We start from the raw sequence: 23,419 nt of genomic DNA, 5'->3' as shown, positions 1-23,419 counted from the left end.
GTGGTGATCGGTGGAGCAGCCGTTTTGTTCGGGTTGATCCACTACTCGGTATTCAGTGTCGCTCAGCGCCCGGTCAGGCGCCTGGCGTTTTCCAGGTGTGCGGCCAACTGCTTCTGGATGCGTTCGGTGGCCGCGTCCAGCGCCTTGCGGGTCCGCAGCCCGCTGCCGTCGCCCGCGTCGAACGGGTCGCCGAAGACGACGTCGACGCGGGAGCGCAGCGGGGGCAGTGCCTTTATCAACCGTCCGCGCCGTCCGGAACTTCCCAGCACGGCGACGGGCACGATCGGAGCCCCGCCGCGCACCGCGAAGTACGCGAGCCCGGCGCGCAGGGCGGCGAAGTCGCCCTCGCCACGGGTGCCCTCCGGGAAGATCCCGAGGACGCCGCCGCTCTCCAGCACACCCAGCGCGCGGGTGATCGCCGTCCGGTCGGTGGTGTCGCGGTCGACCTTGAGCTGGCCGATGGCGGTCAGGAACGGGTCGAGGGGGCCGATGAACGCTTCCTTCTTGATCAGGAAGTGCGTCGGCCGGGGCGCCACGCCCATCACCATCGGGCCGTCGACGTTGTGGGAGTGGTTGATCGCGAAGATCAGGGGGCCGCTCGCCGGCACCTTCCAGGCGCCCAGCACCCGCGGCCTGAACAGCCCGTACATCAGGCCGACGCCGATGCGCCGCCCGACTTCGGCACCCTTCTCCGAGGGCGTGGACGCGGCGGTCACCCGGCGGCCCGCTTCTCCTCGACGAGGGTGACGACACACTCGACGACCTGGGCCAGCGTCAGCTCGGTGGTGTCCACCTCGACGGCGTCGTCCGCCTTGGCGAGCGGGGAGGTCTTGCGGGAGGAGTCGGCCGCGTCCCGCTTGATCAGCGCCTCGCGGGTGGTGCGGATGTCCGCGCCCTTCAGTTCGCCGCTGCGCCGGGCGGCACGGGCCTCCGGGGACGCGGTCAGGAAGATCTTGAGGTCGGCGTCGGGCAGCACGGTCGTCCCGATGTCACGGCCCTCGACGACGATCCCCTTGTCCATGGAGGCCGCCAGCGAGCGCTGCAGCTCGGTGATCCGGGCCCGCACCTCGGGTACCGCGCTCACCGCGCTGACCTTGGCGGTGACCTCCTGGGTCCGGATCGGGCCGGCCACGTCGACGCCGTCGACCGTGATCGTCGGAGCCGCCGGGTCGGTGCCCGAGAGGATCTCCGCCTTCCCGGCGACGGCGGCGATCGCCGTGGGGTCCTCGATGTCGATCCCGTTGGTCACCATCCACCACGTGATCGCCCGGTACTGGGCGCCGGTGTCCAGGTAGCTCAGCCCGAGCCGGGCCGCGACGGCCTTGGACGTGCTCGACTTGCCGGTGCCCGAGGGTCCGTCTATGGCGACAATCACGGGCTGGGTGGCGCCGTTTTCCACGGGGGGACACCTTCCTGGTGCGAGGCGGTGGGTGTGCGGGGCGCGAACGTGCCCCGCACAAGGTTACCGGCCGCCCGTCACTCGTCCGGCCGGTACCTGTTCCGCACCCGGCGCCCGCGGCCCGGGACGCCCTACTGCCGGATCGCCCAGCCCCTCTCGCGCAACGCCGAGGACAGCACCACCGCGGACTTCGGCTCGACCATCAGCTGCACCAGACCCGCCTGCTGACCGGTGGCGTGCTCGATGCGTACGTCCTCGATGTTGACGCCCGCCTGTCCGGCGTCGGCGAAGATGCGGGCCAGCTGACCGGGCTGGTCGTCGATGAGCACCGCCACCACCTCGTACGCCCGCGGCGCGGCCCCGTGCTTGCCGGGGACGCGGACCTGGCCCGCGTTGCCGCGACGCAGCACGTCCTGGACGCCGTCGACGCCCCCGCGGCGTTTGGCGTCGTCGGAGGACTGCAGGGCGCGCAGGGACCGGACCGTCTCCTCCAGGTCGGCGGCCACGTCGGTGAGCAGGTCGGCGACCGGCCCCGGGTTCGCGGACAGGATGTCGATCCACATGCCGGGGTCGGAGGCGGCGATCCGGGTGACGTCCCGGATGCCCTGCCCGCACAGCCGTACGGCGGCCTCCTCGGCGTGCTCCAGACGTGCCGCGACCAGGCTGGAGACCAGGTGCGGCATGTGGGAGACGAGCGCCACCGCGCGGTCGTGGGCGTCCGCGTCCATGACCACGGGCACGGCACGGCAGTGCGAGACCAGTTCCAGGGCGAGGTTCAGCACCTCGGTGTCGGTGTCCCGGGTCGGCGTCAGCACCCAGGGGCGGCCCTCGAAGAGATCGCCGGTCGCGGCCAGCGGACCCGACTTCTCCCGGCCGGACATCGGGTGGGAACCGATGTACGCCGACAGGTCGAGGCCGAGCGCCTGGAGCTCACGGCGCGGCCCGCCCTTGACGCTGGCCACGTCGAGGTAGCCGCGGGCCACCCCCCTGCGCATCGCGTCGGCGAGCACGGCGGCCACGTGCGCGGGCGGAGCGGCGACGACGGCGAGATCGACCGGGCCCTCGGGCTCCGCGTCGGTGCCGGCGCCGAGCGCCGCCGCCGTACGGGCCTGCCCGGGGTCGCGGTCGGTGAGGTGGACGACGACGCCCCGCTGGGCCAGGGCGAGCGCGGCGGAGGTGCCGATCAGCCCGGTTCCGATGACGAGCGCGGTCCTCACTGGGCGATGTCCCTGCGCAGCGCGGCCGCGGCACCCAGGTAGACGTGGTTGATGTCGGCACGCGCCTTGTCGGACTCGACGTGCGCGAGGATGCGCACGACCCGCGGCATGGCGCCCGCGATGTCGAGTTCCTGGGCGCAGATCAGCGGTACGTCGACGATGCCGAGCTTGCGGGCCGCGGCCGCCGGGAAGTCGCTGTGCAGGTCGGGTGTGGCCGTGAACCAGATGCTGATCAGGTCGTCCGCGCCGAGCGAGTTCCGCTCCAGGACGGCGGTGAGCAGGGCTCCGACCTGCTCGTCCATGTGGCCGGCCTCGTCCCGTTCGAGTTGGACGGCTCCCCGGACCGCTCGTACCGCCACGGCGCTGCTCCTTGCTGACGTACCGACTGCCGACTACGGCTCCTGACACAGCCAGCCTAGTCAGCCCGTGCCGGTCCGGGGCGTGCCGCCCGCGTGCCGAGACGGGAACGCCTCCGTACGCCCTTTACGCCGGGTGCGGCCTGCGCTCTCATGGCACTCCGACGGCACCGACGGCAGGACCGGCATCGGGGAAGGCCCGACATGAAGCGTCCAGGACCCCTGCTCACCCTTCTCGCGGGACTCGTGCTCGGCCTGTTCCTGCTGACGCTCGACGTGACGACGGGGACGAGAACCGCCTCGTCCTCGTACGAGGAGAAGTCGCCGAGCCCGGCCCCCGCCCGGAGCACCGCCCCGACCGCGACCACCCCCGCCCCCGCGCCCTCCCCCTCCCGTGTCCCGGCCACCGACGCCGACTACGCCGGCCGCACGGACGACGACGCGGCGGCGATCGCCGTCTCCGTCGACGACGGCAAGGCGGTCGCGTACTACTGCGACGGCCACACCGAGGAGTCCTGGCTCAAGGGCGACGTCGAGGACGACGGCACGCTGCGGCTCACCGGCAGGCACGGCGCGAAACTGGACGGCACGCTCACGGACGGCGAACACGTCGACGGTACGGTCACCGTGGGCGGCGGGAAGCACGCCTTCTCGGCGGACCGGGCGACGAAGCCGTCCGGGCTGTGGCGGGCGACGGCCACCGTGCGCTCCGCGAAGATCGACGGCGGCTGGATCGTGCTCAAGGACGGCACCCAGGTCGGCATCCTCACCCGCGACGGCGAGCCCTCCCCCGCGCCCCGCATCGACCCGGAGACCGGCGCGGTGACGGTCGACGGACAGCAGCTCACGGCCCGCCCCGCCACGCCCTGATCCGCCACGCCCTGACCCCTTAGAGCAGGGAGCCACCATGACCGTCGACCCGAACGCCGCCACCCAGGGTTTCCCCGGCCCCGGCTCCGGTCCCGCGCGGCGCGGCCACCACCCGGCCCGTTACCTGGTCCCGGCGCTGGTCGCCGCCGCCGTGGCGCTCGCCCTCGGCGTGTACGGCAAGGTCCACGATCCGGCCGGGACGGCCTTCAACCTGGCCGGCTTCAGCAGCACCGGCGCGGTCAAGTCCTGGCTGGCGACGGCCGCGATGTTCTTCGCCGTGGTCCAGCTCGTCTCGGCCGCGATGCTCTACGGCAGGCTGCCGGGGCCCGCCTGGTCGGGCACGTTGCACCGCTGGTCGGGCCGGGCCGCCTTCCTGATCGCGGTGCCGGTCGCGGTGCACTGCCTGTACGCGCTTGGCTGCCAGACGTACGAAACGCGCGTGATGTGGCACTCCCTCCTGGGTTGCTTCTTCTTCGGCGCATTCAGTGCCAAGATGCTGCTGCTCCGTTCGGAGCGACTCCCGGGATGGCTGCTGCCGGTCCTCGGCGGACTCGTCTTCGCCGTACTCACGATCATCTGGCTGACCTCGGCCCTCTGGTTCTTCCGCACTTTCGGAGTGACGACATGACCCTCCCCGCGACACGCCGCACGGTCCTCCTGGCGACGGGCGGCGCGGCAGCCGCGTTCGCCACGGGCTGCGGCGAGTACGGCAACGAGGACGACTCCTCGTCCGAGCAGTCCCCCAAGGCCTCCGCCGGCCAGGAGCTGGCGAAGACGACCGACATCCCCGTCGGTGGCGGCAAGATCTTCGCGGAGGAGAAGGTCGTCGTCACCCAGCCGGCGAAGGGCGACTTCAAGGCGTTCTCCGCGGTCTGCACCCATCAGGGCTGCACCGTCGGCAGCGTCGCCGACGGCATCATCCACTGCCCCTGCCACAAGAGCGAGTTCCGCATCGCCGACGGCTCGGTGGCCGGCGGCCCGGCGACGAAGCCGCTTCCCGCGCAGCAGATCACCGTCGAGGGCGGCGCGATCAAACTGACCTGACCCCCGGGCCGGAGGGACATCGGGCGCTCGGCCGTCAGCCGCCGGCGGTCACTGGTCCCAGAGCGCCCCGAGTGTCACCAGCTCCCCCTGGTACTCGATCCGGTCCGCCCACGCCGTCGGCCAGGCGTCCGCCCCGGCGTACGCGCCCGCGAAGGCGCCCGTCAGACAGGCGATGGAGTCGGAGTCCCCGGAGGAGCAGGCGGCCCGGCGCAGCGCGGTCACCGGCTCGTCGGGGAAGAGCAGGAAGCACAGCAGGCCGGTCGCCATGGCCTCCTCGGCGATCCACCCCGCCCCCGTGGCCAGACACGGGTCGCTCTCGGGCGCGGGGTCCTCCAGCGCCTCCCGGAGGCGTTCCAGCACGCCGAGGCAGTCGTCCCAGCCGCGCGCCATGAAGTGCTCGGGGCTGGGGTCCTGGCTGCGGGTCCACAGGTCGCCGAGCCAGCGGTGGTGGTAGCGGGAGCGGTTGTCGACGGCGTAGGCCTTCAGGAGTCCGACCAGCGCCGCCGGCTCGGCCCCCTGCGTGAGCAGCCGCACGGCGTGGGCGGTGAGGTCGGAGGCGGCGAGCGCGGTGGGGTGCCCGTGGGTGAGGGCGGACTGGAGCTGGGCGGCACCGGCCCGCTGCTCCTCGCTGAGCCCGGGGGCGAGTCCGACGGGGGCGACGCGCATGTTGGCGCCGCAGCCCTTGGAACCGATCCGGCTGGCGTCCCGCCAGTCCCGCCGGTCGTCCTTGAGCAGGTTGCAGGCGGTCAGGCAGGTGCGCCCCGGGGCCCGGTTGTTGTCCGGTGACTGGTACCAGTCCACGAACTCCTCGCGCAGTGGGCGGGTGAGTGCCGTCGGCACCAGCAGCCCCCGGTCCATCGCGGTCCGCATGGCCCGCCCGACCGCGAGCGTCATCTGGGTGTCGTCGGAGACGAAGGCGCGCTTCGGCAGTTCCATCCGCCGCCAGGGACCGCACTTGGCGAGGATCGACGCGATGTCGTTGAACTCGGTCGGAAACCCGAGCGCGTCCCCGAGCGCGAGTCCCAGCAGGGACCCGGTGGCGCGCTTCCTGACGGTGGTCGAGGTGGTCATGCGGATCGTCCTTCCGGGGGCGGTCGCAGCAGGGGCGGGTGGAGCGCGGTGGCGGCGCCCGCACGGTAGAGGGCGGCGGGCTTGCCGCGGCCGCCGGTGAGGCGCGCGCCGCCCGGCACCGGCTCGACGAAGCCCGGGGTGGCCAGCACCTTGCGGCGGAAGTTGGGCCGGTCGAGGCCGGTCCCCCACACCGTCTCGTAGACCTGCCGGAGCTCGCCGAGGGTGAACTCGGGCGGGCAGAAGGCCGTGGCGAGGCAGGTGTACTCGAGTTTGGCGCCGACCCGGTCGTGGGCGTCGGCCAGGATCCGGTCGTGGTCGAAGGCGAGCGGCTTCGCGGCCTCGTACGGCAGCCAGCGCGCCTGGGCCGCGTCGCCGCCGCCCGTCGGTTCGGGGGCGTCGGGCAGCAGCGCGGCGAAGGCGACGGACACGACCCGCATCCGGGGATCGCGGTCGGGCTCGCTGTAGGTGCGCAACTGTTCGAGGTGCAGCCCGGAGACGTCCTTCAGGCCGGTCTCCTCGGCGAGTTCCCGCCGGGCGGCCGTCTCCGCGGACTCGTCCGGCAGCACGAAGCCCCCCGGCAGGGCCCACCGGCCGGCGTACGGCTCCTGGCCGCGCTCGACGAGCAGGACGTGCAGGGCGCCCGCGCGGAGCGTGAGTACGGCGAGATCGACGGTGACGGCGAAGGGTTCGTGGGCGTACTTGTCGTAACCGCGCACGACGAACACCCCCTTTTAATAGTCACCACGACTATAAAAAGGGGGTGCGGTCGCGCACAAGCCCTGGGAGCCCCAGGAGTCCTTAGAGCTCGACTTCCTTCATCAGCATGCCGACCTCGGTGTTGGACAGCCGACGCAGCCAGCCCGACTTCTGGTCGCCCAGGGTGATCGGGCCGAAGGCGACGCGGACCAGCTTGTCGACCGGGAAGCCGGCCTCCGCCAGCATCCGGCGCACGATGTGCTTGCGGCCCTCGTGCAGGGTCACCTCGACCAGGTAGTTCTTGCCGGTCTGCTCGACGACCCGGAAGTGGTCCGCCTTCGCGTACCCGTCCTCCAGCTGGATGCCGTCCTTCAGCTGCTTGCCCAGGTCACGCGGGATGGGACCCACGATGTGCGCGAGGTAGACCTTCTTCACGCCGTACCGGGGGTGGGTCAGCCGGTGGGCCAGCTCGCCGTGGTTGGTGAGCAGGATGACGCCCTCGGTCTCGGTGTCGAGCCGCCCGACGTGGAACAGCCGCGTCTCGCGGTTGGTCACGTAGTCGCCGAGGCACTGCCGGCCCTCGTTGTCCTCCATCGTGGAGACGACGCCGGCCGGCTTGTTCAGCGAGAAGAACTGGTACGACTGGGTGGCGACCGTCAGGCCGTCGACCTTGACCTCGTCGTTCTCCGGGTCGACCCGCTTGCCCTGCTCCAGGACGATCTCGCCGTTGACCTCGACCCGCGCCTGCTCGATCAGCTCCTCGCAGGCGCGCCGGGAACCGTAGCCCGCACGCGCGAGGACCTTCTGCAGCCGCTCGCCCTCCTGCTCGGCGCCCGGGAAGGTCTTGGGCAGCTTGATGTCCGGCTTGCCGGCGTACCGGTCCCGGTTGCGCTCCTCGGCGCGCGTCTCGTACTCACGGGAGCGCGCCGGCTCCGTGCGTCCGCCGCGCTGCTGGCCCTGCCTGGGGCCGCCCTTGGCACCGCCACGGGCGGCACCGCCGCGCCCGGCCTTGGGGCCCTCGTGGGTGGCGCCGGGGCCCACGTCGTAGCGACGCTCCTCGGGACGCGGCTTGCCCGGACGCTTCGGCCGGTCGTCGCGGCCTCCCGCGCTCTGCGGCCTGTCGTCACGGCCTCCGGAACCGCCCCTGGACCTGTCGTCGCGGCCTCCGGAGCCGCCCCTCTGCCGGTCGTCGCGGCCTCCCGAGCCGCCCCTCGGCTGGGAACCGCCCCCGCCGGTACCCCGGGGCTTGCCACGCCCGTTGTTCCTGCCACTGCCGCTGCCACTGCTTCGCATCAAAGTTCCGTCGTCGTCGTGTCGTCTGCATCTGCATCCGGTGCGTCCGGATCGAACGACGGGACCCCTTCCAGCATCTCGGCCTCGATCGCCTCCGCCTCGGGGAGAAAGGGCGCGAGCTCCGGGAGCTCGTCCAGGCCGCGCAGGCCCATCCGCTCCAGAAAGTAGTTCGTCGTCACGTACAGGATCGCACCTGTTTCGGGTTCCGCGCCCGCCTCCTCGACCAGACCGCGCTGGAGCAGGGTGCGCATCACGCCGTCACAGTTCACTCCGCGCACCGCGGAGACCCTGCTGCGGCTGACGGGCTGGCGGTACGCGACGACCGCCAGGGTCTCCAGCGCCGCCTGTGTGAGCCGGGCCTGCTGCCCGTCCAGCACGAAGCCCTCGACGGCCGCCGCGTACTCGGGCCGGGTGTAGAAACGCCAGCCCCCCGCGATGAGCCTGAGCTCGAAGCCACGCCCCTGCACGGTGTACTCGTCGGCCAGCTCGCGCAGCGCGTCCGCGATTTTGCGCCGGGGCCGCTGGAGGATCTTCGCCAGGTGTTCCTCGGTCGCGGGCTCGTCGACGACCATCAGGACGGCCTCCAGGGCCGGCTTGAGGTCGAGTGCGGCGACGCTCTCCTCGGTCACGTCCTCGTCTCCTTCTCGGGCTCCTCGGGCTTCTCGGGCGGCCGGTCGAACTCGTCCGTGACCATCGGCGGTGCGTCCCCGTCCCCGCCGGTCCAGCGCACCAGCAGCTCACCGAGCGCGGTCTCCTGGTCGAGCGCGACCGCCTTCTCCCGGTACAGCTCGAGCAGCGCCAGGAAGCGGGCCACGACGGTGAGCGTGTCCTCGGTGTCCGCCACCAGCGTCCGGAAGCTGGCCTCGCCGAGCTCCCGGAGCCGTGCGACGACGATCCCGGCCTGCTCCTGCACGCTCACCAGCGGCGCGTGGATGTGGTCGACGTACACCTGCGGCTTCGCCCTCGGCTGCATCGCCTTGACCGCGAGCCTCGCGAACCCCTCCGGGCCGATGCTGATGACGACCTCGGGCAGCAGCTCCGCGTGGTGCGGTTCCAGACCGACGGTACGGGGGTAGCGCCGGGCCTCGCTCTCCAGGCGCTGGGTGAAGATGTCGGCGACCCGCTTGTAGGCCCGGTACTGCAGAAGCCGGGCGAACAGCAGGTCACGGGCCTCCAGCAGGGCAAGGTCGGCCTCGTCCTCGACCTCCGCGGCGGGCAGCAGCCGGGCCGCCTTGAGGTCGAGCAGCGTGGCGGCCACGACCAGGAACTCGGTCGTCTGGTCCAGGTCCCAGTCGGGCCCCATCGCCCGGATGTGCGTCATGAACTCGTCGGTCACCTTCGACAGCGCGACCTCGGTGACGTCCATCTTGTGCTTGGAGATCAACTGGAGCAGCAGGTCGAAGGGCCCCTCGAAGTTGGCGAGACGCACCTTGAAAACGCCGTCGGGAGCTTCCGGGGACTCACCCCCGGATTCCGGACCGACAGACCCCGGCACCACGGGTTCCGGCACGACCGGCGCCGGCTCGACCGACGCCGATGCCACCGATGGCGGCGCGGCGGGCTCCGCCACCACCGCCTCGGACACGACGGCTTGCGGAACGAAGGGTTCCGAGTCCAGGGATTCCGGCTCCGGTACGACGGATTCCGCTTCCACCGGCTCCGGTACGACCGGTTCCGGTCCGACGGGCTCCGGCATCACGGGGTCCGGCACCGGTTCGGGTGCGGCCGGCGCTCCGGAATCCGGTTCCGGCTCGGCGGGTACCGGTGCCGTCCCGGGTCCCCGTCCCAGCGCACGCCGACGGCCGGCTGCTGCGCCGGGGACGGGAGCGTCGTTCGAGGTCATGGCCCTCGCAGGCTACCGCTACCGCCCGCGAAGCCGTCGTACGAGGATGCTGGCGTCCCCGCGGCTCTCCAGGTCGGCGAGGACCACGGCGACCGCCTCGCGGACGATGCGTCCCCGGTCCACGGCCAGCCCGTGCTCACCGCGGAGCACCAGCCGGGCGTGCTCCAGGTCCATGAGCTCCTCGGCGGAGACGTAGACGGTGATCTTCTCGTCGTGCCGCTCCCGGCCGCTGGGCCTGCGGGACGGCTGCCGTGCGCGCTTGCGCGACTGGCCGTCGGCGGCGGAGGCAGAACCTTCCTGCGGGCCCTGGCGCCGCTCGGGGCGCTCCCCGGGGGCGCCCCGGGTGCGGGACTCCCCGGCGTCGCCCTGACCCGCGTCGGTCGCCACGTGCTCGGCGCCCTCGCCGTCACCGCCCTGCGCGGGTACGGCCTGCGGCGCGTCCTCCGCGCCACCGGCCGCGATCCCGTCGCTCTCGCCGGCCGGCGCCGGAACCCGGGCCTCGCCGTTGGCGGGGCGCCGGGGCGCGGACGACTGAAGCGCCATTCCCCCTGTCGTACGGAAGAGTTCGTCGGCCCCCGGCAGACTCACTCGGCGTGACACCGGGCGAGCACCTCCCTGGCGAGCTGACGGTAGGCGGCGGCGCCGACGGAGTTGGAGGCGTACGTGGTGATCGGCTCACCGGCGACCGTGGTCTCCGGGAAGCGGACCGTGCGCCCGATGACCGTGTGGTAGACGTGGTCGTCGAAGGCCTCGACGACCCGCGCGAGCACCTCACGGCTGTGCACGGTGCGCGAGTCGTACATCGTCGCGAGGATCCCGTCGAGCTCCAGTTCCGGGTTGAGCCGTTCCTGGACCTTCTCGATGGTCTCGGTCAGCAGCGCGACACCCCGGAGGGCGAAGAACTCGCACTCCAGCGGCACTATCACCTTGTGAGCGGCCGTCAGGGCGTTCACGGTGAGCAGACCGAGCGAGGGCTGACAGTCGATGACGATGTAGTCGTAGTCGTCCATCAGCGGCTTGAGCGCACGCTGGAGCGTGGACTCGCGCGCGACCTCGGAGACCAGCTGGACCTCGGCGGCCGACAGGTCGATGTTGCTGGGCAGCAGGTCCATGTTCGGGACCGCTGTCTTCAGGAGCACCTCGTCCGCCGCCATGCCCCGCTCCATGAGCAGGTTGTAGACGGTGAGGTCGAGCTCCATCGGATTGACGCCGAGACCGACCGACAGCGCGCCCTGCGGGTCGAAGTCCACGAGCAGCACGCGCCGGCCGTACTCCGCGAGCGCGGCACCCAGGTTGATGGTCGACGTGGTCTTGCCCACGCCGCCCTTCTGGTTGCACATCGCGATGATCGTCGCGGGGCCGTGCTGGGTCAGCGGGCCCGGGATCGGGAAGTACGGCAGCGGGCGTCCGGTCGGACCGACGCGCTCACGGCGCTGTCGGGCCGCGTCGGGCGCGAGCGTGGCCGCGTACTCCGGATCCGGCTCGTATTCGGCATCGGGATCGTAGAAGTGCCCTTCGGGCAGTTCGTCGTAGTCGGCGAAGTGGTTGCGGGGCGCGCCACTTCCGTCGCCGGCCATGGCGTTCACGTAATGGCCATCCATGCTCTGGTGTGCTGACAGAGCCATATGGGGGCTGCGCTGGCTCTGGTGGGCTGCGAAGGTTCGGACAGCGACGGAGCCGACAGCCTCGTGCCCCGCGGAGACCTGGGCCCGCGTCGGCATTCCTGGTTGACCACCCCCGGGAGCAAATGTCGACTCATTCACAAGTCGTCTTACCTCCTTGGTGACCAGGAAACTTCTAGACAAGGTCAGCGTGGCACCATGCCGACAGTCGGCGACTCTATGGCGTGTCGGGTGTTCGCAGCAACACAATCCGCCGGACCCGGCCCGATGTGTCGGCAATGAAACATCCCGCTGTCAAGGGCGTACGGCCGTCGCACGGCAGGTTTCGCCGGTGTACGAATCGGTCGAAGCGTTACGTTCGAGGCGAGTTGGCCGAGAGCCGCAAAGTGACCATACACACATCCGGCCGGACCTTGTCGGGCAAGGTCCGGCCGGGTGTGCGGGGTTGACGACCTGTGTTGACGTATCGCCTTTTCCCCCGGGGCGACTTGGCCGATCGGCTCGGCGCGGCGGCTCAGCCGAGCAGCTGGTCGAGCTCCATGTGCTCCAGGCCGTGCGCCTCCGCGACCTCGCGGTAAACGACCTTGCCGTCATGGGTGTTGAGGCCCTTGGCCAGCGCGGCATCGCGGCGCAGCGCCTCCACCCAGCCCTTGTCGGCGAGTTCGACGATGTACGGCAGCGTGGCGTTGGTGAGCGCGTAGGTGGAGGTGTTCGGGACCGCGCCGGGCATGTTGGCGACGCAGTAGAAGACCGACTCGTGGACCGGGAAGGTCGGCTCGGCGTGGGTGGTCGGACGGGAGTCCTCGAAGCAGCCGCCCTGGTCGATCGCGATGTCGACAAGGACACTTCCCGGCTTCATCCGGGACACGAGCTCGTTGGTGACCAGCTTGGGAGCCTTGGCGCCCGGGATGAGGACGGCGCCGATGACGAGGTCGGCGTCGAGGCAGGCCTTCTCCAGCTCGAAGGCGTTGGAGACGACCGTCTGGATCTTCGTACCGAAGATCTTGTCGGCCTCCTTGAGCTTGTTGATGTCGCGGTCGAGCAGCGTCACGTGGAAGCCCATGCCGATGGCGATCTGCGCCGCGTTCCAGCCGGAGACGCCGCCGCCGATCACGACCGCCTTGGCGGCCAGCACACCCGGTACGCCGCCGGGCAGCACACCGCGGCCGCCGTTGGCGCGCATCAGGTGGTAGGCGCCGACCTGGGGGGCCAGCCGGCCCGCGACCTCGGACATCGGGGCGAGCAGCGGCAACGCGCGGCTCGGCAGCTCGACCGTCTCGTAGGCGATCGCCGTGGTGCCGGACTCGACGAGGGCGTCCGTGCACTCCTTGGACGCGGCCAGGTGCAGGTAGGTGAACAGCGTCTGGTCCTTGCGGAGGCGGTGGTACTCCTCGGCGATGGGCTCCTTGACCTTCAGCAGCAGGTCGGCGGTGGCCCACACCTCGTCGGCGGTCTCGAGGATGCGCGCGCCGGCGGCCACGTACTCCTCGTCCGTGATGGACGAACCGACACCGGCGTTGCGTTCGACGACGACCTGGTGGCCGTGGCGCACCAGTTCGTGCACACCGGCGGGGGTGATGGCCACCCGGAACTCGTTGTTCTTGACCTCGCGGGGGATGCCGACCTTCACGTGGATCACGGTCCTTGGCTCAGAAGATGTGGGGGCACAGCAAATGACATACCCGGAGATACAGGGCACACCGGGATGCACCGCAGGAGAACGTGCGGCAGAGCCAGTTTAATGAAGGCGTTCCCGCTGTCTAGCCTTTCATTGCATCAATCTTCAGCGGATGCACTACGGATTTCGTAGGTGTTAGCGCGGTGTTCCGTGTGATCAGGCCTTTCCGCCCCTGCTGTCGGCCCTGCTTCGGGCTCTGTTGTCGGCTCAACCGCCGGCTCCGCGGGCCCTGCCGGCCCTGCTCCGAGCTCCGTCGCCGGCTCCGGTCCCGACTCGGGAACGGGTCCCGGTTGCGGTTGCGGTTGCGGTCCCGGCTCCGGATCGCGGTCCGGGAGCTCCTCTCCCAGGATGCGCTCGGCCGCGCCCCGGTGCAGGGCGGCCGCGATCGGGTCGCCGAGGCGCTCCAGGGTGTCGGCCAGCCTCAGCTGCACCGCGGCCTGGAGCCGCGCGTCCTCCGCGCGCCGGGCCCACTCCACCGCCTCCTCGCAGGTGCGCAGCGACTCCTCGGGGCGCCCCGCGTACTCCTGGACCCGGGCCAGCTCGCTCAGTGCCCGCGCGTGCGCGCCGACGTCGTCGTTCTTGCGGTGCCCGGCGGCCGCGGCCCGCCAGGCCCGCTGCGCCTCGCCGTAGCGGCCCGCGTAGGTGTGCGCGGTGGCGATACGGCCGTAGAGCCGGGCGGCGTCCGCGCGCTCGTCGCGGGCCAGCCGCTGGGCGAGGGCGCGTCCGAACCAGTCGGCGGCCCGGTCGTAGTCCCCGAGCTCGAGATGCGCGCCGCCCACGGATTCCATCGCGCGACCGATCGCGTACGGGTCGTTCGCCTCGCGTCCGGCGTCCAGGGCGGCCCGATAGCGCACCAACGCCTCCGCCGTGCGACCGGTCCTGGCGTCGACGTCGGCGAGGTTCAGCAGGGCGGCGGCCTTCTCGCGGGGCAGGTTCCGGCGCCGGGCCACGTCCAGGACGAGCTGATGGACGCCGTACAGGTCGGGCGCGGCCGCCTGGGTGCCGAAATGCGCGACCATCGCCCTGACCAGCTGGGACATCAGACGGCGGGCCAGGGTGTCCAGCTCGCCGTCGGCGACCGCGAGGCGCGCCGAGGCGAGCAGGGCGGGCCGGCGGACCCGCAGCCATTCGGCGGCCGCGCGCGGGGTGGGGAAGCGCAGGGCGCCGGGGATGCCCTGGAGCTTCTCGCGCGCCTGGGGGGTGTCGGTCTCGGTGACGGCCCGGCAGGACTGGAGCAGCCGTACCGTCCGCTCCAGCATGCGGGCGCGGGCCAGCTGGAGCTCGGCGGGGCGGTCGTGGGTCTCGGCGGCGGCCCGCAGCAGCGGGTACAGGCAGGCGGGTACCTCGTACTGGGGCAGCGGGGAGTCCAGGGGCCGCAGCAGGCCCAGCGCGGCGAGGTCGTCCAGGGTGGTGCGGGCGGCGCCCACCGAGCAGCCGGCGAGCGCGGAGGCGGTGTGCGGGTCCGCCAGGCCGGCCGGGGCCAGGCAGAGCAGTCGCAGTACCCGGGCGGCGGGGGCGGGCAGCGCGGCGTGCACGAGCCGGAAGACCCGGCTGAGCGGGGAGCCCTCGTCGCCCTCCGCGTTGAGCTGCTTGGCGAGGTCGGCGACGGCCGCCTTGGGACGGGCGGCGAGCCACCCGCCGGCCAGGTTCAGCGCGGCGGGCTGGCCCTGGCAGGCCTCCACGAGGCCCTCGGCGGAGCGCGGGTCGACGGTGATGCGGACCGAGCCGGTGTACCGGCTCAGCAGTTCGAGGCCCGACTTGGTGTCCAGGCCGCCCAGGGTGCAGGGGCGGACGTCCGCGATGCCGGTGAGTGGTCCGGCGGAGACGGCGACCAGGAGGCACTGGGGGGTGTCCGGGAGCAGCGCGTCGACCTGTTCGGCGCCGGCCGCGTCGTCGAGCAGGAGCAGCACGCGGCGCTTCGCGAGGGCCTGGCGCAGGAGGGCCGAGAGATCGTCCTCGTCGGCGCCGGGCGGGGCCGGCACGTCGAGCGCGGCGAGCAGTTCACGGGCGGCCCGCTCGACGGGCACCGGAGTGCCGTCGGGTTCGGCGAGGCGGGCGCGCAGGACGCCGTCCCGGTAGCGGTCGGCGACCTGCCGGACGAGCTCCTCGGCGAGCGCCGTGCGTCCCGAGCCGGGCCGCCCGGCGATGAGGAGCACGCGCGCGCGTGGCGCCTTCTTCCCCGAGATGGTGTCCAGCCCCGTGCGCTCGATGTCCGCGCGCAGTTCTTTCAACTCCCGGAATCTGCCCAGGAAATGGCCCTCCGTCGCAGCGTGTCCCGACAGCTGCACGCCGCCTGTGTCCACTGCCTGATCCGTCACGGGCCACACTCCCGTCCCACCGCACGCGCAAGCCCGCCGGGACTCCGGATCGGGCGATTCCCGAGCCTAGTTCACGCTCTGCGACGTTCCGGGTGGAGTAGGGCGGGCGTCGCCGAGACGTCCCCCGATCGGATCAGCCGATCGTCACACCGGACGGGGGTGGGGCGGCGCCGGAAGAGGCTCGCGGGGACGGTCTCCGGAGGTCGGACGAGGGCGGACGCGGAGCGCCGAGGTGTGCCTCACGCCTCGAACGGGCGCGCCGGCCAGGGCGCCTCGGCCGGACGCAGCGCGTCGAGACCGTCGCCGGTGCGCGCGGCGATCAAAGAGAGGACGCCCACGACGAGGCAGTTGCTGTGCACGTCGCCCGCGAGCACACTCCGCACGAGCTCGTCGACCGGCACGCGCGCGTGCTCCATGTCGGCCTCCTCGTCCTCCACCGCGAAGCGGTCCCCGTCGGCCTCGGACAGGTCGCGGGCCAGGAAGACGCGCACCGACTCGTCACAGCCGCCCGCGGTGGGGTAGACGTCGGTCAGCACCCGCCAGTCCTCGGCCTTGACGTGCGCCTCCTCGTACAGCTCGCGCTGGGCGGCGTGCAGCGGGTTCTCGCCGGGCACGTCGAGCAGACCGGCCGGGATCTCCCACAGCTTCTGCCGTACGGGGTGGCGGTACTGCTTGATGAGCAGGACACGATCCTCCTCGTCGAGGGCGAGGACGGCCACGGACCCCGGGTGCACCTGGTAGTCCCGGCGGACCACCGAGCCGTCGGGCATGACCACCTCGTCCGTGCGGACGGAGGTCTTGTTGCCGACGAAGGGGGTCTCGCTCGACCGGATCTCCCACGCCTCGGCGGTGTCCTTGATCGTCATGCCATGCGTCCTTCCACGTGCCACGTGCGCAAACGAAAACCGGGGTGCCCACCCTTGAAGGTTTGCACCCCGGCCACCGTACAACTGGTGTGTTACTTCGACGTCTTCTCCGCCTCGACGGCCCGCTGGACCGCCGCCTTCACCAGGCCGGCGAACAGCGGGTGCGGACGCGTGGGCCGCGAGCGCAGCTCCGGGTGGGCCTGCGTGGCGACCAGGTACGGGTGGACGTCGCGCGGGTACTCGACGTACTCGACGAGCTTGCCGTCCGGCGAGGTGCCGGAGAACAGGATGCCCGCCTTCTTCTCGAGCTCGGCGCGGTAGGCGTTGTTCACCTCGTAGCGGTGACGGTGCCGCTCCTCGACGTACTCCTTGTCGTCGTAGACCTCACGGACGATGGAGCCCTCGGCCAGCTTGGCCGGGTACATGCCCAGGCGCATCGTTCCGCCCATGTCGCCCTCGCCCGCCACGATGTCGAGCTGCTCGGCCATGGTGGAGATGACCGGGTGGCCGGTCGCCGGGTCGAACTCGGTGGAGTTGGCGTCGCCGATGTCGGCCAGGTTGCGCGCGGCCTCGATCACGATGCACTGCAGGCCCAGGCACAGGCCGAGCAGCGGAATCCGGTGCTCACGGGCGTAGCGGATCGCGCCGACCTTGCCCAGCACGCCGCGGTCGCCGAAGCCGCCCGGGATGCAGATGCCGTCGACGTCCTCGAGCTGCGCCTTGGCGCCCGCCGGGGTCTTGCAGTCGTCCGACGTGACCCACTTGATCTTCACCCGGGCCTTGTTGGCGAAGCCGCCGGCGCGCAGTGCCTCGGTGACCGAGAGGTAGGCGTCGGGCAGGTCGATGTACTTGCCGACCAGCGCGAGGGTGATCTCGTGGTCGGGGTTGTGGACGCGGTCGAGCAGGTCGTCCCAGGTCGTCCAGTCCACATCACGGAACGGAAGGTCCAGCTTGCGGACGACGTAGGCGTCCAGGCCCTCGCCGTGCACGGTCTTGGGGATGTCGTAGATCGAGCGGGCGTCGGGGCAGGCCACCACCGCGTCCTCGTCGACGTCGCACATCAGCGAGATCTTGCGCTTGATCGCGGTCGGCACCTCGCGGTCGCAGCGCAGCACAATCGCGTCCGGCTGGATACCGATGTTCCGCAGCGCCGCGACCGAGTGCTGGGTCGGCTTGGTCTTCAGCTCACCCGAGGGACCGATGTACGGCAGGAGCGAGATGTGCACCACGAAGACGTTGTCCCGGCCGACCTCGTGACGGACCTGGCGGACCGTCTCCAGGAACGGCAGCGACTCGATGTCGCCGACCGTGCCGCCGACCTCGGTGATCACGACGTCGACCTCGTCCGTGGCCATCCGGCGGATACGGTGCTTGATCTCGTTGGTGATGTGCGGGATGACCTGCACGGTGTCACCCAGGTACTCGCCACGTCGCTCCTTGGCGATCACCGTCGAGTAAACCTGACCGGTGGTGACATTGGCGGAGCCGTCCAGGTCACGATCGAGGAAGCGCTCGTAGTGGCCGATGTCCAGGTCGGTCTCGGCGCCGTCGTTGGTGACGAACACCTCACCGTGCTGGAAGGGGTTCATCGTGCCCGGGTCGACGTTCAGATACGGGTCGAGCTTCTGCATCACGACGCGCAGACCCCGCGCTTTCAGCAGCATGCCGAGGCTGGAAGCCGTCAGGCCCTTGCCGAGCGAGGAGGCGACACCCCCGGTGACGAAGATGTGCTTGGTCGTCGTGGATTTGGGCGTCATGGCCAAGAGGGGGCTCCCGTGGTCGCGATTCGGAGGTGCGGTTCGGGGGCTTCGAGACCACCGGTCCACGGGCTACCAGGGTATCAGCGCCTCAGGGAGATGGCTTCCGGCCACGCTCCGCGCACGGGTCGACACGGGCGGCCCCCGCGCACCGGTTTCTCACCCGTTGCTCACCCGTTCGGCCCACCCAGGTTGTCCGGAGCGGCACGCAGATCATCTACGTGCGTCGTATCCTGCTCGGACACTCGCTGCCGAGCCCGGTCGGCAAGACGGCACACCCCAGTCCGTATCCCCACCGGAACAACGAGAGCTCGTCAGTTCGTTGAGCAGGAATCGGCGTTTTGCCCAGAGGGCTGAGCGGCTGCTTTGCTTCAGCGCTCAACGACGCATTACAAACGACCCCTTGACCGCACTAGCGACAGCCCCCGTTCCACATGGGGGTGACGTGGCCGTTCGACTGGAGTTGCACGTGGCCGGGCGCATCGAAGATTACGCACTCATCGGAGACATGCAGACCGCCGCACTGGTCTGCCGGGACGGCACAGTCGACTGGCTGTGCCTGCCCCGCTTCGACTCGCACGCGATCTTCGCAGGTCTGCTCGGCACCGAGGAGCACGGGTTCTGGCGCCTCGGCCCCGCGCACGCCTCCGACGCGCCGCCGCCGCGCGCGGCCCGGCGCACCTACCGGGGCGACTCGCTCATCCTGGAGTCCGAGTGGGACACCCCGCGCGGCACGGTTCGGGTGACCGATTTCATGCCCCCTCGCGACGGCGCGCCCCAGCTGATCCGGATCGTCGAGGGCGTCTCGGGCCGCGTCCCGATGCGCTCCGCGCTGCGGATGCGGTTCTCCTACGGCCGGGTCGTGCCGTGGGTGCACAAGCACGAGGGCCGTACGGTGGCCGTCGCGGGCCCCGACTCCGTGTGGTTCGACACCGAGTGCGAGACCTACGGAAAGTCGCTGACCACGTACGCCGACTTCACGGTCGCGCCGGGTGACCGGATCGCGTTCACGATCTCGTGGGAGCCCTCGCACAAGCAGCCGCCCCCGCTGCCCGAACCCGAGCAGTCGCTCCAGGCGACCGAGGACTTCTGGCGCGAGTGGGTCGAGCACTGCACGTACCACGGCCCCTACCGCGAGGCCGTGATCCGCTCGCTCATCACGCTCAAGGCGCTGACCTACGGGCCGACCGGCGGCATCGTCGCCGCGCCCACCACCTCGCTGCCCGAGGACATCGGCGGTGTCCGCAACTGGGACTACCGCTACACCTGGCTGCGCGACGCGGCGATCACGCTGTCCTCGCTGCTGCGCACCGGCTACCGCGAGGAGGCCCGCGCCTGGCGCGAGTGGCTGCTGCGGGCCGTCGCCGGCGACCCCGAGAACCTCCAGATCATGTACGGCATCGCGGGCGAGCGCGAGCTGGGCGAGGCCGAGCTGGACTGGCTGCCCGGCTACGAGAACTCCGGCCCGGTCCGGGTCGGCAACGGCGCCGCGCACCAGCTCCAGCTGGACGTCTACGGCGAGGTCACCGAGGCCCTGCACCTGGGCCACATGACGGGTCTGGCCCGCAACGACTACGCCTCCCTGCTCCAGCTCAAGCTGATCCGCTACCTCGAGCAGCACTGGGACGAGCCGGACGAGGGCATCTGGGAGGTGCGCGGCCCGCGCCGTCACTTCGTGCACTCCAAGGTCATGGCCTGGGTCGCCGTCGACCGCACGATCAAGCTGATCGAGTCCGGCGACGCGGACGGCCCGCTGGAGAAGTGGCGCGAGCTGCGCGACGACATCCACCGGGACGTCTGCGAGAAGGGCTACGACAAGGAACGCAACACGTTCACGCAGTCCTACGGCTCCAAGGAGCTGGACGCGTCCCTGCTCCTCATCCCGCAGATGGGCTTCCTGCCCCCGGACGACAAGCGCGTGATCGGCACCATCGAGGCGATCCAGCGCGAGCTGTCCACCCCGGACGGCTTCATCCTGCGCTACCCCACGTCGGGCGGCGACGAGGGCGTCGACGGCCTGCCCGGTGACGAGGGCGCCTTCCTGGCCTGCTCGTTCTGGATGGCGGACGACCTCGCGATGATCGGCCGGGTGGACGAGGCCCGCAAGCTGTTCGAGAAGCTGCTGTCCCTGCGCAACGACCTCGGCCTGCTCGCCGAGGAGTGGGACCCGCGCCTGCAGCGCCAGGTAGGCAACTTCCCGCAGGCCTTCAGCCACGTCCCGTTGATCGACACGGCCCTGCGTCTGACGGCGTCGGGGGCGTACGGCGGCTGAACAGGACCGGCACGGCCCGCCCGCCTAGGCTGGGAGACCACAGCCCCTTTCCGGAAGGGGGCGCCCCCATGGCCTCCCCATCGAAGGCGGGCGCGGCTCTGTCCGCGCTGCGCGAGGAACTGGTCGGCGACGTGTTCGCCCCGGAGGATCCCGGTTACGACGAGGCCCGGACGGTCTTCAACTCGATGATCGACCGCCGGCCCGCGGTGATCGCCCAGTGCGTGGACGAGTCCGACGTCGTGCGGTCGGTGCGCTTCGCCCGTGACCTGGACCTGCCCATCGCGGTACGCGGCGGCGGACACAGCGTCGCGGGCATGGCACTGGGCGACGGGGCCCTGGTGGTGGACCTGCGTCGTCTGCGCGCGGTCACCGTCGATCCCGCCTCCGAAGCGGTACGGGTAGCGGGCGGGGCCACGATGAGCGACCTGGACCGCGCCTGCCAGCCCCACGGACTGGCCACGACCGGCGGACGGGCCTCCACCACCGGCGTCGGCGGCTTCGTCCTCGGCGGCGGCACCGGCTGGCTGGACCGCTCGTACGGGCTGGCCGTCGACAACCTGCTCGGCGTCGAACTGGTCACCGCCGAGGGCCGGCAGGTGCACGCGAACGCCGACGAGAACCCGGACCTGTTCTGGGCACTGCACGGCGGCGGCGGCAACTTCGGCATCGCCACCGCGCTCACCCTGAAGCTGCACGAGCTGCCCGAGTTCTCCATCGCGCTGCTGCTGTACCTGCCCGAGTTCGGCGCCGAGGTCACCCGCACCTACCGGGACGTCATCGCGTCCGGTCCGGACGAGGCGGGCGGCGCCGTCATCTACCTCTCCGGCCCGCCCGAGGAGTTCGTCCCGCCGCACCTGGTCGGCTCGCTGCTGTGCGGGGTGCTGCTGACGTACGCCGGCGCCGAGGCGGACCTGCGCAAGCTCGCCGAACCGCTGCTGGCGATGCCGCACGAGACGGAGGTCGTCGGGGCGATGCCGTACGCCGACGTCCAGTGCATGATCGACGATCCGCCCGGGATGCGGAACTACTGGTCGGCGGAGTACCTGACGGGCGCCCCCGACGACTTCGTGGACGTGTACTGCGCCCGCGGCCGGGCCATGCCCGTGCCGACGGGCACCATGCACGCGCTGTTCCCGCAGGGCGGCGCGATCGCCGCCGGCCCGCACGAGTACCCCGTGCCCTACCGTGACGCGCCCTGGGGCGTGCACCCCTTCGGGCTGTGGGAGGACCCGGCGGACGACGAGCGGTGCGTGCAGTGGGTGCGGGACGTCCGGGCGGACGTACAGCCGTGGAGCACGGGCGCGGTCTACCTCAACTTCATCGGCGACGAGGGCACCGACCGGGTCGTGGCGGGCCTGGGCGAGACGAACCACCGGCGGCTCGCGGACGTCAAGCGGGCGTACGACCCCGACAACGTCTTCCGCTTCAACCACAACATCCGACCGGCCTGAACGCCAGGTAGCGTCCGCTGCATGGACAGCCGCACGGACCACCGATTCGACAGCCAGAGCGCCGGCATCACCGTGCGACGCGCGCTGGAGCTGCCCGGCCTGCGCAGCGGGCTCCCCGAGATCCTCGCGGGCGCCGACCGGCTGGGCCGCACGGTGCGCTGGGTGCACGCGGGCGAGGTCCCGAACATCGCCTCGCTGCTCAAGGGCGGCGAGCTGCTGCTGACCACGGGCTACGGGCTCGGCACCCGTCCGGCGGAGCAGCGGGTGTTCGTCCGCACGCTGGCCGAACGGGGCATCGCGGCCCTGGTGATCGAGCTGGGCCCGCGCTTCACCCGGCTGCCCGCGGCCCTCGTCGAGACGGCGCGCGCTACCGGGCTCCCCCTGGTGCAACTGCACCGCGAGGTGCCGTTCGTGACCGTCACGGAGGAGATCCACACCGAGATCGTCAACGGGCACTACACGCTGCTCCAGCAGGCCGAGGAAGTGCACCGGCGCTGCACGGAAGCGCTGCTCGGCGGGGGCGGGATACCGCAGGTCCTGGGCATTCTGGCGGACTTCGGCGGCAACCCCGTCTTCCTGGAGACGACCGACGGCCAGCTCCTGTACGCCGCCGGAGCCGGGCCCGAGGGCGCGGACCCGCTCCAGGTGTGGGAGGGCCTGCGGGGGCCGCACAAGGACGCGCCGCCGCCCGCCGGCTCGGTGCTCGTGGACGTGCCCGGGGGCGGGCCGGGGGCGGGTTCGGTACGCGCCCGGCTCGTGCTGCTGCCTGTGCGCGCCCCGCTCGCACCGGTGCACCGGATCGCCGCCGAACGGGCCGCCGGCATCCTGGCCGTGGTGCTGATGCAGGCCCGCCAGGAGGAGGAGCTCGCGGCACGCGGCCGGGGCGACTTCCTCACCGACCTCGCGGAGGGCCGGATCGCCGCGGAGGACGCCCCGGCGCAGGCGCGCGTCCTCGGCTTCAAGCCCGGAGCCGGTCCGCTGCTCCCGGTCGTCATGCGGCTGGGCGACGGCCTCTCCCCGGGCGGGGGCTGGGCGGTGCTGGCGCGGGCGGTCGCCGAGGAGCTGGCGTCGGTGGGCGTACCGGTGCTGCTGGGCGTGCGGCCGGTGGAGGGCCGGGTGCCATTGCTGCTGGGCCTGCGCTCGGAGTCGGAGCGCTCCGCGGTGGCCGACCGGGTCGCGGCGGCGCTGCGGGCCGGGGTGGAGCGGGCCGGGATGCAGCGGCCGGGCGCCCAGCCGCCGGTGGTGGTGGTCGGGGTGGCGGGCGGCTGGGCGGGCGCCTCGGCGGGCCTCAGACACGCGGCGGAGACGGCGACCGCCGCGCAGGGTCTGCCGGACCGGCCCTGGTACGACGCCCGCCGCCTGGACATCGACCTCCTGTTGTGGCGGCTGCGCGAACACCCGGACCTCGCGGCCTTCGTGGACCGCGCGATCGGCCCGGTCCGCGACCACGACCAGCGCTCCAAGCCGCCCCTGCTCCCGACCCTGGAGACCTACCTGGCGCACGCCGGCCGCAAGGCGGAGACGGCCCGTGAGCTGCACCTCAACCGCCAGACGCTGTACAACCGTCTCGCCCGCATCGGTGAGTTGCTCGGCACCGACCTCGACGACCCGCAGACCGTGCTGGCGTTGAGCCTGGCGCTGCGGGCGCGGCGGCACGTGACGTAGG

The 23,419-nt window shown here is 71.8% G+C and carries 21 protein-coding genes; 6 read left to right on the top strand and 15 right to left on the bottom strand.

The window, feature by feature from the left end:
• Positions 1–62: 62 nt before the first annotated feature.
• From OG440_RS29475 to aroH, 4 genes are all read right to left on the bottom strand, one after another.
• Entirely contained in the window at positions 63–716 is a 654-nt protein-coding gene (locus OG440_RS29475; RefSeq protein ID WP_406009800.1) for a lysophospholipid acyltransferase family protein, read from the bottom strand.
• Positions 713–1,399: a (d)CMP kinase gene (cmk, locus tag OG440_RS29470; protein WP_406009799.1), complete on the bottom strand. Its 687-nt coding sequence runs from the start codon at positions 1,397–1,399 to the stop codon at positions 713–715. The genes OG440_RS29475 and cmk overlap by 4 nt, the downstream gene beginning before the upstream one ends.
• A 131-nt stretch (positions 1,400–1,530) precedes the next feature.
• Positions 1,531–2,616: a prephenate dehydrogenase gene (locus OG440_RS29465; protein ID WP_406009798.1), complete on the bottom strand. Its 1,086-nt coding sequence runs from the start codon at positions 2,614–2,616 to the stop codon at positions 1,531–1,533.
• The gene (gene aroH / locus OG440_RS29460; protein ID WP_020128171.1) at positions 2,613–2,975 is read right to left on the bottom strand and encodes a chorismate mutase; all 363 of its coding nucleotides are present in this window, start codon (positions 2,973–2,975) and stop codon (positions 2,613–2,615) included. Before aroH ends, OG440_RS29465 begins: the two co-directional genes overlap by 4 nt.
• Before the next feature lie 201 nt (positions 2,976–3,176).
• Here aroH and OG440_RS29455 point away from each other — a divergent pair, with 201 nt between their 5' ends.
• The 3 genes from OG440_RS29455 to OG440_RS29445 are packed head-to-tail and all read left to right on the top strand — an operon-like array spanning position 3,177 to position 4,886.
• Positions 3,177–3,842: a hypothetical protein gene (locus OG440_RS29455; RefSeq protein WP_406009797.1), complete on the top strand. Its 666-nt coding sequence runs from the start codon at positions 3,177–3,179 to the stop codon at positions 3,840–3,842.
• A 37-nt stretch (positions 3,843–3,879) separates the two neighbouring features.
• Positions 3,880–4,470 (top strand): DUF6529 family protein, encoded by a 591-nt coding sequence (locus OG440_RS29450; protein ID WP_406009796.1) that lies wholly within the window; start codon positions 3,880–3,882, stop codon positions 4,468–4,470.
• Positions 4,467–4,886, top strand: coding sequence for a Rieske (2Fe-2S) protein (locus tag OG440_RS29445; RefSeq protein ID WP_406009795.1), 420 nt, complete (start codon positions 4,467–4,469; stop codon positions 4,884–4,886). Before OG440_RS29450 ends, OG440_RS29445 begins: the two co-directional genes overlap by 4 nt.
• Positions 4,887–4,934: 48 nt before the next feature.
• On the opposite strand, the gene OG440_RS29440 is transcribed toward OG440_RS29445, so the two are convergent.
• The 11 genes from OG440_RS29440 to OG440_RS29390 all read right to left on the bottom strand — a co-directional run bounded on the left by OG440_RS29440 (position 4,935) and on the right by OG440_RS29390 (position 18,030).
• Positions 4,935–5,957: an ADP-ribosylglycohydrolase family protein gene (locus tag OG440_RS29440; RefSeq protein WP_406009794.1), complete on the bottom strand. Its 1,023-nt coding sequence runs from the start codon at positions 5,955–5,957 to the stop codon at positions 4,935–4,937.
• Positions 5,954–6,682, bottom strand: a complete 729-nt coding sequence (locus OG440_RS29435; RefSeq protein WP_406009793.1) for an NUDIX hydrolase — start codon at positions 6,680–6,682, stop codon at positions 5,954–5,956. Before OG440_RS29435 ends, OG440_RS29440 begins: the two co-directional genes overlap by 4 nt.
• A 73-nt stretch (positions 6,683–6,755) precedes the next feature.
• Entirely contained in the window at positions 6,756–7,949 is a 1,194-nt protein-coding gene (locus OG440_RS29430; protein WP_406009792.1) for a pseudouridine synthase, read from the bottom strand.
• Positions 7,946–8,518, bottom strand: a complete 573-nt coding sequence (scpB, locus tag OG440_RS29425) for an SMC-Scp complex subunit ScpB (RefSeq protein WP_385568347.1) — start codon at positions 8,516–8,518, stop codon at positions 7,946–7,948. Before scpB ends, OG440_RS29430 begins: the two co-directional genes overlap by 4 nt.
• Positions 8,519–8,571: 53 nt before the next feature.
• Positions 8,572–9,789: a segregation/condensation protein A gene (locus OG440_RS29420; protein ID WP_406009791.1), complete on the bottom strand. Its 1,218-nt coding sequence runs from the start codon at positions 9,787–9,789 to the stop codon at positions 8,572–8,574.
• Positions 9,790–9,807: 18 nt separating this feature from the next.
• Positions 9,808–10,389, bottom strand: a complete 582-nt coding sequence (locus OG440_RS29415; RefSeq protein WP_406009790.1) for a hypothetical protein — start codon at positions 10,387–10,389, stop codon at positions 9,808–9,810.
• Complete coding sequence (locus OG440_RS29410; RefSeq protein ID WP_406009789.1) at positions 10,374–11,510, bottom strand: ParA family protein; 1,137 nt, start codon at positions 11,508–11,510, stop codon at positions 10,374–10,376. The genes OG440_RS29415 and OG440_RS29410 overlap by 16 nt, the downstream gene beginning before the upstream one ends.
• Before the next feature lie 415 nt (positions 11,511–11,925).
• Positions 11,926–13,050, bottom strand: coding sequence for an alanine dehydrogenase (ald, locus tag OG440_RS29405; protein WP_406009788.1), 1,125 nt, complete (start codon positions 13,048–13,050; stop codon positions 11,926–11,928).
• A gap of 137 nt (positions 13,051–13,187) precedes the next feature.
• Entirely contained in the window at positions 13,188–15,407 is a 2,220-nt protein-coding gene (locus tag OG440_RS29400; RefSeq protein WP_406009787.1) for a tetratricopeptide repeat protein, read from the bottom strand.
• Positions 15,408–15,646: 239 nt separating this feature from the next.
• A complete protein-coding gene (locus tag OG440_RS29395; RefSeq protein ID WP_406009786.1) occupies positions 15,647–16,273 on the bottom strand; it encodes an NUDIX domain-containing protein in 627 nt (208 codons plus the stop codon).
• Positions 16,274–16,365: 92 nt separating this feature from the next.
• Entirely contained in the window at positions 16,366–18,030 is a 1,665-nt protein-coding gene (locus OG440_RS29390; protein ID WP_406009785.1) for a CTP synthase, read from the bottom strand.
• 469 nt (positions 18,031–18,499) lie between these two features.
• Between OG440_RS29390 and OG440_RS29385 the strand changes: the two genes are divergently transcribed.
• From OG440_RS29385 to OG440_RS29375, 3 genes are all read left to right on the top strand, one after another.
• Positions 18,500–20,302 carry a glycoside hydrolase family 15 protein gene (locus OG440_RS29385; protein ID WP_355705094.1) on the top strand — a complete coding sequence of 601 codons (1,803 nt, stop codon included), beginning with the start codon at positions 18,500–18,502 and terminating at the stop codon, positions 20,300–20,302.
• A 68-nt stretch (positions 20,303–20,370) separates the two neighbouring features.
• Positions 20,371–21,753, top strand: coding sequence for an FAD-binding oxidoreductase (locus tag OG440_RS29380; RefSeq protein ID WP_406009784.1), 1,383 nt, complete (start codon positions 20,371–20,373; stop codon positions 21,751–21,753).
• Between the two features lie 21 nt (positions 21,754–21,774).
• Positions 21,775–23,418 carry a PucR family transcriptional regulator gene (locus tag OG440_RS29375; RefSeq protein ID WP_406009783.1) on the top strand — a complete coding sequence of 548 codons (1,644 nt, stop codon included), beginning with the start codon at positions 21,775–21,777 and terminating at the stop codon, positions 23,416–23,418.
• The last annotated feature ends 1 nt before the right edge of the window (position 23,419 follow it).

It is taken from the genome of Streptomyces sp. NBC_00637 (genome assembly GCF_045161545.1).
Classification (GTDB): domain Bacteria; phylum Actinomycetota; class Actinomycetes; order Streptomycetales; family Streptomycetaceae; genus Streptomyces.
This window is presented reverse-complemented; position numbering and strand designations above follow the sequence as displayed.

Excerpts from the sequence above, each read along its gene's own strand:
- OG440_RS29455 (WP_406009797.1), top strand. The coding sequence starts at position 3,177 with ATGAAGCGTCCAGGACCCCTGCTCACCCTTCTCGCGGGACTCGTGCTC.
- OG440_RS29450 (WP_406009796.1), top strand. The coding sequence starts at position 3,880 with ATGACCGTCGACCCGAACGCCGCCACCCAGGGTTTCCCCGGCCCCGGC.
- OG440_RS29445 (WP_406009795.1), top strand. The coding sequence starts at position 4,467 with ATGACCCTCCCCGCGACACGCCGCACGGTCCTCCTGGCGACGGGCGGC.
- OG440_RS29440 (WP_406009794.1), bottom strand. The coding sequence starts at position 5,957 with ATGACCACCTCGACCACCGTCAGGAAGCGCGCCACCGGGTCCCTGCTG.
- scpB (WP_385568347.1), bottom strand. The coding sequence starts at position 8,518 with ATGGTCGTCGACGAGCCCGCGACCGAGGAACACCTGGCGAAGATCCTC.
- OG440_RS29420 (WP_406009791.1), bottom strand. The coding sequence starts at position 9,789 with ATGACCTCGAACGACGCTCCCGTCCCCGGCGCAGCAGCCGGCCGTCGG.
- OG440_RS29410 (WP_406009789.1), bottom strand. The coding sequence starts at position 11,510 with ATGCCGACGCGGGCCCAGGTCTCCGCGGGGCACGAGGCTGTCGGCTCC.
- OG440_RS29395 (WP_406009786.1), bottom strand. The coding sequence starts at position 16,273 with ATGACGATCAAGGACACCGCCGAGGCGTGGGAGATCCGGTCGAGCGAG.
- OG440_RS29390 (WP_406009785.1), bottom strand. The coding sequence starts at position 18,030 with ATGACGCCCAAATCCACGACGACCAAGCACATCTTCGTCACCGGGGGT.
- OG440_RS29380 (WP_406009784.1), top strand. The coding sequence starts at position 20,371 with ATGGCCTCCCCATCGAAGGCGGGCGCGGCTCTGTCCGCGCTGCGCGAG.
- OG440_RS29375 (WP_406009783.1), top strand. The coding sequence starts at position 21,775 with ATGGACAGCCGCACGGACCACCGATTCGACAGCCAGAGCGCCGGCATC.